This is a genomic window from Mesorhizobium sp. M7A.F.Ca.CA.002.09.1.1, assembly GCF_003998555.1.
GTDB classification, from domain to species: Bacteria; Pseudomonadota; Alphaproteobacteria; order Rhizobiales; family Rhizobiaceae; genus Mesorhizobium; species Mesorhizobium ciceri.
In genome coordinates this window covers 1-1,855 of record NZ_RZRR01001005.1, presented here as the reverse complement: position 1 = coordinate 1,855, position 1,855 = coordinate 1, and the positions used below count along the sequence as shown (strand labels likewise).

General features: G+C 58.7%; 3 protein-coding genes. 1 reads left to right on the top strand and 2 read right to left on the bottom strand.

All coding sequences use genetic code 11. From position 1 onward, the window contains the following. Positions 1–2: 2 nt before the first annotated feature. On the top strand, positions 3–242 hold the full coding sequence (locus EN994_RS29520) for a DUF982 domain-containing protein (protein ID WP_245492028.1): 240 nt from the start codon (positions 3–5) through the stop codon (positions 240–242). A gap of 505 nt (positions 243–747) precedes the next feature. Here EN994_RS29520 and EN994_RS29515 read toward each other — a convergent pair. Both EN994_RS29515 and EN994_RS35720 read right to left on the bottom strand, forming a co-directional pair. Beyond that, on the bottom strand, positions 748–993 hold the full coding sequence (locus tag EN994_RS29515; protein WP_063168150.1) for a hypothetical protein: 246 nt from the start codon (positions 991–993) through the stop codon (positions 748–750). A 606-nt stretch (positions 994–1,599) separates the two neighbouring features. Then, positions 1,600–1,855, bottom strand: a 256-nt coding sequence (locus tag EN994_RS35720; protein ID WP_206530528.1) for a hypothetical protein, incomplete at its 5' end; no start/stop codon positions are given.

The following is a 1,855-nucleotide window of genomic DNA, read 5'->3' as shown; positions in this document are numbered from 1 at the left end:
AAATAGGGTGCCTCGACGATGCGTTCGACTTCTTTGACGAGTGGCCAAGGGAGCGGCGGGGTCCGATTTTCGAAACGGCCTTTCGAGCTTGCCAGCGTGCTCACGACGGCCAGGTTCCGCTGACAGTGGCGCGCGATGCCGTCGCCGGCTTCGCAAGATCCGTCAAAATCTTGCAGGACCCGCTTGCCCAATTCCCTTGGATGGACGGCACAAGGTCAGGTCGTGGTGGGGTAATCGCTTAGCCTTGATAAGGGGCGGCGCCATCAGGATGGTCCGGCTGCATGGTCGTCGTTTCCGCATCGCTACAAGGTGAGCTGCCCTGCCAGCTCACCTTTGGCGGGCGGTTGTTGTTCGCGCCGTTAGTACGGTTTTTTGGCGGGCGCGTCCGCGTCGCCATCAGCGGCATGCGACACTATCGCAGATTATGCCACGGCCCTCAGCGGAGGCTCCGCCATTGTCCCTAGGCCGTCGCATTCCGTGCAGGCCCCGTCTTTCCGGGGCAGCCACCCCGATGGGTTCCCTGCGGGCAGCAGTGCCCGTTTGACGCATACCATTTGGAGCAGTCGAAAACCCTGCCGCTGCCATGACAGCGCGGGCATTCCATATTCGATGAAATCATACCAATTCTTGCCCAACCCAAACGCACTCGCCCCATGCCGCAAGTAACAGGAATCATTGCGCTTTCAAGCACATTGCCCTGACTTAAATTGGGGGGATCGACGGATGGCCGGCATCGATGGCGAACTATCATTGCGCCGTAATTGAGTTGCTCGTGAAAATCTTGCTCGTCACAAGCCGGGTTGGGCATTGGTCGGCACCAGCAGGCTGCGCCGCCTTGTCCGGTTCCTTGTCGGCAGTGACAGCGACTGCGTCGCCGGGCTGCGCGTTGGCGGCCTGTGTGGCCGTGGACGCGAAGAGGACCGTCTGAGTGATGAGAGCCGAAACCGCGGCAACCTGAACCAGCACGGCGGCAAGGGCGATCTTCTTGAGCATGCGAGAAAACGCTCTTTGGCGCTCCCGGTTCCCCCATTCAGGTTTTCGGCTTGCTGCGGGAACAAGGGACCGGCAGTGCGGTTAACTCGATTATGCCGAGCAAGATCAAAGAACCACCATCGAAGCCCGAACCGGAGAAGCTACCTGTCCGACGTCGGGACAAAGAAGCCCCGCCAGAGCTTGAACATGTCGACCCGCCACCACGAGATGTGCGAGAGGCACCGGCACCCAACCCGAACGGTGACAAGAGATGAAATCCTGATGAGATCGCCGTGAAGAGATCGCCGTGATCGAAGCGCGCTGCATAGCGGCGCCAGGTCAAGTTGAGGATCAACCTGCGGCTGCCTGCGGTTTTCCAGACATGCCATAGATCAGCCCCTATGGGCGACCTGACCGTCTCAACGCTTTGAAGAATTTGGCTCCCCGGGCCGGACAAGTTCGTTAAATCGAACCGGGAAAAAATAAGCCAGAAAACCCTTTAACTGCAATCGCTTATGCGACTTCTTCCCCAAAGCGTCGACCGCCTTGGTGTATCTCAAGGGGTAGCAGCGGTGTATCTCTCAGTCAAGCGGAATGACGTTCCTTGGTGATTACTGAGATTGCAAATCAACGTCGCTCCTGCAGGGCCACTACGCCGTCAGCTACCCGGAAGTACGTTGTCAGCAGGGGAGAGATGGTCCGGAAGGCGTTCGCTTGTCCAGCAAGGCCCTCGACCACACTCGACATCTGCCGTGTCACGTTGGCGAAACTCCTGTAGACATCCTTCAGGCTCTTTGATTCGGGGATCACTGCAGAGAGGCCACCTGGTCCCCTGAGTTCAGTCAGGTATGCAAATTGCTGCTGCGAGAGTTCCTCATTAGGG